Origin of the sequence: Aquiflexum sp. (genome assembly GCF_041751335.1) — a bacterium.
Classification (GTDB): Bacteria; Bacteroidota; Bacteroidia; order Cytophagales; family Cyclobacteriaceae; genus Aquiflexum.
Genome location: NZ_JBGSXS010000407.1, coordinates 1 through 8,275 on the forward strand (window position 1 = coordinate 1; position 8,275 = coordinate 8,275).

An 8,275-nucleotide genomic window follows, 5' to 3' on the forward strand; every position below is an offset into this window, starting at 1 on the left:
TTCAATTGGTTTCAAATTATCAAAAAATCCGGTTTCAGGAACCTTGACATCTATAATATATTTCAAACTTTTCTTGGGAGCATATTGAATTAGGCCGGCAGCAGGGTAAACCAACATGGATGTTCCGATGACTGCAAAAATATCTGCATCCATGGCAGCCTCTATTGCAGGTTCCATCATGGGGACCATTTCTCCAAACCACACGATAAATGGTCTGAGTTGGCTTCCTTTTTCACACTTGTCTCCGAGTTTGATTTCCCAACCATCCATATCATAAACCAAAGATGGGTCGACCGTACTTTGGGATTTGAACAATTCTCCATGGAGATGGATGATTTTGGAAGATCCGGCTTTTTCATGGAGATGGTCTACATTTTGGGTGACAATGGTGACATCAAAATGTTTTTCCAACCTTACCAGTTCCAGGTGTGCTTCATTAGGTTCAACGGTCAATGCCTGTTTCCTTCTTTGGTTATAAAAGTCTAGAACAAGTTCTCTGTTTTTTCTCCAGCCTTCCGGAGAGGCTACCTCCATCACATTATGTCCTTCCCATAATCCCCCACTGTCTCTAAAAGTATTTATGCCACTTTCTGCTGAAATTCCGGCACCTGTTAACACTACTAGTTTTTTCATATTTAATCTTGAATGTAATTCAAAAACCAATATTTGTCAAATATTATTTCTCAATTCCGAATTTAATGGGGCATAAAAAAAGCGGGCCATTTGAGACCCGCTTTTGTGATTTAAGCTTTTTTCTTCGTGAACTTCCCAGCCTTTTTTACTGGCTGGTTTTCAATGATTTCCACCGTTTCAGCGTAAGAAAGACTTTCAGCTTCTTTTCCTTTAGGAATCTTGAAATTGTTTTTCCCCATTTTGATATATGGGCCCCACCTTCCATTAAGAATCTCGATTTCAGGATTTTCAGTAAAGGACTTGATGTGTTTCTTTTCATCGGCCTCCCTTTTGTCTTTGATTAGTTGGATGGCTTCTTCCTCTGTAATACTCAAAGGATCCTGTTCTTTATTTAAAGAAACAAACTTGCTATCATGACGTAAATAAGGGCCAAATCTTCCAATCGCCGCAACAATCTTTTTCTCCTCAAAATTGCCTACATCTCGCGGAAGTTTGAACAGTTCCATCGCATCATCCAAAGTGATGTTTTCGATAAACTGCCCTTTCTTCATACTGGCAAACTGCTTCTCTTCATCATCCTGCTCACCGATCTGTACCAATGGACCAAATTTACCCAACCTGGCTATAACCTTCTTTCCGGTTTTGGGATCAGTACCAAGTTCTCTGGAGCTGTTGATATCTGCCCTTGCCACATTAGCAGTCATTTCTACCCTGGTATGAAATTTTCCGTAGAAATTCTCAATCATATCTTCCCAGTTTTGTCCTCCCTGCGCAATGTCATCAAATTCTTTTTCCACTTTGGCAGTAAAAGAAAAGTCTATCACATTGGGAAAATGCTCCACTAAAAAGTCATTCACAACCATGGCGATATTGGTAGGGAAAAGCTTGTTCTTGTCTGCCCCGGCAATTTCCTTTTTGATCTGTTTGGAAAATTGTCCTTTGAGGACTTTCATTTCCACATAATCACGCTCAGTACCATCTCTGGATTCTTTGATGACATATTCCCTTTTTTGAATCGTGGAGATAGTAGGTGCATAGGTAGAAGGACGACCAATACCCATTTCTTCCAATTTTTTCACAAGCGATGCTTCTGTGTACCTTGGAGCTGGCCTGCTGAATGTTTCTTTTCCCTTTAATTCTAATAAGTTTAATAACTCACCAATACTCAATGGAGGCAAAAGACCTATATTGCCGTTTTCTTCATCATCCGGTTCATCATCAGTATCTTCTAGATATACTTTCAAAAACCCCTCGAATTTGATCACTTCACCTGAAGCTATGAGTTTTTCGGGCGTGGTGGATACTTTGATGGTAGCCACCGTTTTTTCCAATTGTGCATCTGACATCTGTGAGGCAATCGCTCTCTTCCATATCAGTTCATAAAGTCTTTGTTCGTTCCTTTCACCTGAAGTATCATGCTTGGAAAAATCCGTAGGTCTAATGGCTTCGTGCGCTTCCTGTGCACCTTCTGATTTTGTAGTATATTTTCTGGAATGATGGAATTCATGACCATAAGCCGAATTGATTTCATTTTTTGCAGCAGACATGGCATCCTCTGAGAGGTTGACGCTGTCAGTTCTCATGTAGGTGATTTTCCCTGCTTCATAAAGCTTTTGAGCCACAGACATGGTTTGAGCTACCGAAAAGCTAAGTTTTCTACTGGCCTCTTGCTGCAACGTGGAAGTGGTGAAAGGTGCAGCAGGAGATTTTTTTCCTGGCTTCTTTTCAAGGTTTTCGATCGTGAAATCCGCACCAATACATTTTTTGAGAAAATCTTCTGCCTCTTGCTGATTGTCAAACTTCTTGGGCAGTTCTGCCGACAAGGTTTTACCCTTGACATCAAAAAGTGCGGTTATCCTAAAAGAAGATTTAGTATTGAATTTTTCAACTTCTCTTTCCCTTTCCACTATCAATCTCACAGCTACGGACTGCACCCTTCCTGCCGATAAGCCTGCTTTGATCTTTTTCCACAAAATTGGAGATAGCTCAAAACCTACCAACCTGTCCAAAATCCTTCGTGCCTGCTGTGCATTGACCAAATCAATATCGATTTTTCTTGGATTTTCAATTGCTTTTAGGATGGCATTTTTTGTGATTTCTCTAAAAACAATCCTTTTGGTTTGATCATCTTTTAGGTTTAAAACCTCCTTTAAATGCCAAGATATTGCTTCTCCTTCACGGTCATCATCACTTGCCAAGTAGACCATTTCTGAATCCTTGACCAGAATTTTCAATTGTTTGATAACATCTTTTTTATCAGGCGTAACTTCGTAGGTTGGCTTGAAGCGGTTTTTTATATCAATAGCATTATCACCTTTGGGCAAATCCCGCACATGTCCATAACTGGAGGCTACCTTAAAATCCTTACCCAAGTATCCTTCAATTGTTTTCGCTTTGGCAGGCGACTCCACTATTACTAGATTTTTTGACATATTCAGTTTATTTATGAGAATGGTTTGCTTTTTGCAACCCACATAAAATCCTAAAAATAGACTTCAATATATTCCTATCCAAATAATACTTGAAATCATGTTTTTTTATTGTAAGTATAATTACGAAATTCACATTTAAGAAAATGTTACTAAATATGGCTGAACCTAAAATTTTATATGTTATGAGACATGGTGAGGCAAGGCCTGGAATCGGTGTCAGAGGGGACTTTTTAAGAGAATTGACCAGTGAAGGAAGAAAGCAACTCAATGCGCTGGCAGATTACCTAAAATCTATAGATTTCTATACAGATTTGATTTTGGTAAGCCCTGCCAAACGTACCCTACAATCTCTCGAGATCCTTACTTCAACTTTGTCAATAAAAAATAATCAAATAACCCATGATGAAATTTTTGATGCGGAACCTCAAAAATTATTGGAGATCATCAATAGTATCAAACAACCTAGCAAGCATATATTGTTGTTAGGACACAATCCTGGAATCAGTTCGCTAGTTTCATATGTTTCAGGCCAAAAATATGTCAGTATGAAGCCTGGAATGATGGCTGTTCTAGAGATTTTGGTGGATGATTGGAAATCATTAGGTGGCAATACCGGAATTTTAAAGGAGATCTTGCAATAGTTAATGAACTCGGTAAATTAATTGCGATTTGTTCCATAGTCACCATAAACACTGCGTGTTCAAAGAATACCGTTAAGGAATTTTTTAGTTTGGGTATGTAATGTTTTTTGTAGTTTTGTATTCAAGGAATTTTTCTAATTTGAGGAATTTTCTTGTTTTTTTAAACCTAAAATTTAAATCAATAAAATGTTGAAGCATACACAAATTGAAAACTTTGATCCAAATGGGGTCACAATGAATGATGGTATTTTTGGATTGCCATTTGATGAAAATACCGCAGATATGATCATTATACCTGTTCCTTGGGAAGTTACTGTGTCTTATTCTCCTGGTACTGTTCAAGGTCCTGAAGCTGTTTTAAATGCCTCTTATCAGGTAGATCTTTATCAGCATGATATCCATGATGCCTGGAAAATGGGTATCCATTTGCTTCCCATTCCAGCCGAATTGGAAGACAAAAGCAATAGTTATAGAATATTGGCCAGAAATTATATTTCTTGGCTCGAGTCAGGTGCTCAGCAGGATTCCTTGGAAAGATTTGCAGCGGTACCGGGTATTATTGATAAAGCCTGCTCTGAAATGAACGAATGGGTGTATAGCCAAGTAAAAAAATTCAGATCTATGGGTAAAATGGTTGCTTTGCTGGGTGGGGATCACAGTACATCACTTGGAATGATCAAAGCGCTTTCTGAAGAATTTGAAAGTTTTGGAATATTACAGATCGATGCTCATGCGGATCTAAGAAAATCCTACGAAAACTTTGAGTTTTCTCATGCCTCGATCAGTTATAATGCCCTAAAATTGCCTCAGGTAAGCAAGCTGGTACAGGTTGGGATAAGAGATTATTGTCAATCCGAAGCCATATTGGCGAAAGAAAACAATAGGATCCATACATTTTATGATAAAGATATCAAAGAAGACCTCTATGAGGGTAAAGCATGGAAAGTGATCTGTGATGACATTGTAGACAAATTGCCCGAAGATGTATATATCACAATTGATATAGATGGTTTTGACCCTAAACTTTGTCCAAATACAGGGACTCCTGTGGCTGGGGGGTTTGAAATGGAACAGATTTTATATTTGATGAAGCAGGTAGTGAAATCAGGGAAAAAAATCATTGGATTTGACTTGGTAGAGGTAGGACCGGGTCCTGAAGGAGATGAATGGGATGGCAATGTCGGTGCAAGGATACTTTTCAGAATGGCGAATCTGTATGGCGCCTCACAAGGGAAATTGAACTTGAAATGAAATTGATTTTAATATCCGCTTTTATGGAAGTTGCGAAAGTTTTTCTATAAAAGGGACGGAAGTCGGAAGGCCGAAGACCGAAGTAAATTTAGAATTTGACAAAATATCGTTAAGGGGTTTGGATTTAATTGTATCATTAATGATTAATCAAAAAATTTAATTTGTATGTACTCAATTATGCCAGAAGATTGGACATCCATTTTAATTCTCGTATGAGAACTGAAATGCCCTATACATCGGTCTTCCGACTTCGGTCTTCCTTCCCGATAGAAGAAGAATATAGGGTTACTGGCAAAAAAGCGTATATCAATAAAATTGAATTAAGGATTTATCAATAAAAAAGCCATTGCAAAATTAATTCTGCAATGGCTTTTTTATTCGGCTAGTAGAAGCAGATTTTATTTTTTGGTGGTAATCAATATCACTCCATTTCCCACCCTGCTTCCATAAAGATGAAATAAACGGTTAGCATCATCACCTTTTAAAACATCAACAGTTTTAATTTGATCTGGATTTATTACATCATCCAATTTTCTACCCAACTCTGGGTAGGCTACTCCATCGATTACAAACAAAGGTTCAGAAACCTGATTTTTTTCAGTTTCATACATTTTTATCTTAGAGAATGGGCTTCTGTCCTGGGCAAGATATCCGACTACCACTATTTCATTTTCCATATTTAAGGTTTGTCCCAATGTATTCTGTCTACCTCCGATTCTAAAAGTAACGGGAAGATTTACAATGTAAGAATTTTCTTTTCCGTCCACGGTCCAATTTGGCGCATTTTCGAGCACTCTAAGGACTTCATCATCCAATTCTGGTGAAATGCCCTTGGTAATAGCATATGAATTTATTTTACCGTTTCCATCAAGGTTAACTCTTGTAAATACCGTACCGAAAACCCCATTAGTCATTGCATGGGCAGGGTACTTAAGGTTTTTTGACATGTGTTGGTTAAAAGCATCTGAAGCTTTGGCATTATCTGTTGAATTTTCAGAACTTTCACCAATTAAAGACTCTGAGACAAATTGGTCACTTGGAAGCTTAAACCGCACCGGGAGCCTCATTCTGACATTCACTTTCTGCCCACCCTGTTGACCTGGTATCCAATCCGGAGCCTCGGAAATGAGTCTGAGTACTTCCTCGTCACAACCTGCACCAATTCCTCTGAGAATTTCAGGTTGCTCAATAGTCCCATCTTTGTTCACTACAAATACAACATAAACTGTACCTTCCACACCCAACTGTTTGGCTGTTTTGGGATATTGGATATTGGATTTGATCCATTCATTCCAGGCCTGCATTCCTCCTTCATATTCAGGAGCCTTTTCGACCACATCAAAAACAGTATTTTCTGTGATTTCAAAGTTACTGTTAAAAGCTGGAGTGGGGGAGGGATTGAAAAACCTATGTGAATCCGTGGATGCCATTTCGCTTCCATAAAATGCAAAGGAAGCAGTCATAACCATTTCCACATTGTTTTCCTTAGATCTGGCTGCGATCCATTTATTTTGAGATTCTTTCCGAACTACTTCTAACAATTGATTATCCAAACCACCACCGTAACTTTTCTTAATAATAGGGTTTTGTATTTCTCCTTCTTTAGACACCACAAATTCAATTTCAATTACTCCACCTAGTCCTAAGCTCAATTCCTCTTTGGGAACACTAATCTTTTGTATAATTGATTTGTTCCATTCCTCCATTCCTATGGAAGGTTCAGCAGGTGAATCTACCTGATGCTTGAGTCGAGCATTAGGATAGGTCTTGGTGATTTTAGAAGTGGATCTCAAATTATTGATCAGACCTCTGACTTTGATATAATCTTCATCTGAACTGATCCCTGTAAATTCATATTGCAATTCACCAATCTGAGCAGTTAATCTTTCATTTTGTCTAGGGCTGATGAATTCATAATGAAGTGGGTTTTTGATTTTCTTGACTTTTATTCCTACTTCAAGGGAGTCCTGTGATATGAGGAGCATTTTTTTGATTTCCTCGATATTTTCTGTGATGCTAAAGGGAAGCAGGTGCTTACCTCTCTCTGTTTTCATAGATACCAATGCCAAAAGCATCAATGAAAGCGGGACTATCATTGCGGTTTTCAACCAATTGATTTTTTTAGGGTTTTTCATCATCATAATTCTTTTAAGGGTTGTAGATCTAATGAAATAATTACCAATAGGAAGATCAATTCCCTTAAATGCCATTTTGACGATCAGTTTTGGATAGTTTTCGCTGTTTTTGGTTTTTCTGATTACATTATCATCTGCAAGATATTCATGCACATCTATCAATGCGGTTCGCATCAAATGAATGGCTGGGTTGAACCAAAAAAGTAAACTCAATATCTGGTAATATATCACATCCCAGGAATGACCCTGTCTGATGTGCTCAATTTCATGTTTGATGATTTGCTCTCTTTCATCAGCCTTTAACTCTTGGGTATCATCCCAAAATAGTTTATTGAAAAAAGAAAAGATAGGTGTCAATCCAAATGTTGGTATCAAAAAGTAATTGTGTTTGAGATTGAATTTGGTCTGATACCACCCTCTTTCCCAAATCATCCGTAATTGAACAAAATTCCAGAAAAGCCTGAAAGACAATAAAAATGTAACTGTCAGATAGAAAAAAATGAGGTAATCTTTGATTTCCCATAGGAGAGGCAACTTGGAACTTTGAACTGTGACTTCAGGAAGCCCAAAAGTCGCTACAAAGTTATCGGGCGTTGACTGAATGGCCAACGCCCGAAAAAACTCTGTTTGTTCAAGTGATATACCTGGCTTTTCAAAACTTACTGGGATGCTTATCAAAGGAAAAAGCAATGCCAAAATAGGCGCAAGCAGAATAAACCATCTTGTTGCTATAAAAGCCTTTTCATTTCTAAGGAATATAGAGTAGACTCCGAAGAAAAATAGAAGACAAAATGTGCTTTGCCAGATATAATCAATCAAAACAGCCATGGGCTATTTTTTTACATCTTCTTTTACTTCATCCATAATTTTTTCAAGTTCTTTGATATTCAGATTTTTATCTTTTGCAAAGAATGAAGCCATTTTGGAGAAAGAACCACTGAAATAACCTGATAAAAGGTTTTTGATGGTGAAGCTACGATATTCGTCCTTGGTGACTATTGGAAAATACTCATGAGATTTTCCATAAGCCTTGTGATTGACGAATCCTTTCCTTTCGAGGATACGGACGATCGTGGAAACTGTGTTGTAGGCCGGTTTTGGTTCGGTCATTTTTTCTAGGATATCTTTGACAAAGCCTTTCTCGATATCCCATAGAATTTGCATAATCTGCTCTTCTGCTCGG

The 8,275-nt window shown here is 37.9% G+C and carries 6 protein-coding genes; 2 read left to right on the forward strand and 4 right to left on the reverse strand.

From position 1 onward, the window contains the following. Together ACEW8U_RS21630 and topA are read right to left on the reverse strand one after the other, a co-directional pair. Positions 1-633, reverse strand: a 633-nt coding sequence (locus ACEW8U_RS21630; RefSeq protein WP_373524135.1) for an NAD-dependent deacylase, incomplete at its 3' end; no start/stop codon positions are given. Between the two features lie 110 nt (positions 634-743). Beyond that, a complete protein-coding gene (gene topA / locus ACEW8U_RS21635) occupies positions 744-3,065 on the reverse strand; it encodes a type I DNA topoisomerase (RefSeq protein ID WP_373524136.1) in 2,322 nt (773 codons plus the stop codon). Between the two features lie 155 nt (positions 3,066-3,220). Here topA and ACEW8U_RS21640 point away from each other — a divergent pair, with 155 nt between their 5' ends. Together ACEW8U_RS21640 and ACEW8U_RS21645 are read left to right on the forward strand one after the other, a co-directional pair. Next, complete coding sequence (locus ACEW8U_RS21640) at positions 3,221-3,706, forward strand: histidine phosphatase family protein (protein WP_373524137.1); 486 nt, start codon at positions 3,221-3,223, stop codon at positions 3,704-3,706. Positions 3,707-3,892: 186 nt separating this feature from the next. Beyond that, a complete protein-coding gene (locus tag ACEW8U_RS21645) occupies positions 3,893-4,957 on the forward strand; it encodes an agmatinase family protein (protein ID WP_373524138.1) in 1,065 nt (354 codons plus the stop codon). Positions 4,958-5,355: 398 nt separating this feature from the next. Here the strand turns inward: ACEW8U_RS21645 and ACEW8U_RS21650 are convergent, their stop codons facing one another. Next, on the reverse strand, positions 5,356-7,920 hold the full coding sequence (locus ACEW8U_RS21650; protein ID WP_373524139.1) for a TonB family protein: 2,565 nt from the start codon (positions 7,918-7,920) through the stop codon (positions 5,356-5,358). A gap of 3 nt (positions 7,921-7,923) precedes the next feature. After that, a partial coding sequence (locus tag ACEW8U_RS21655; protein ID WP_373524140.1) for a BlaI/MecI/CopY family transcriptional regulator occupies positions 7,924-8,275 on the reverse strand: 352 nt, incomplete at its 5' end.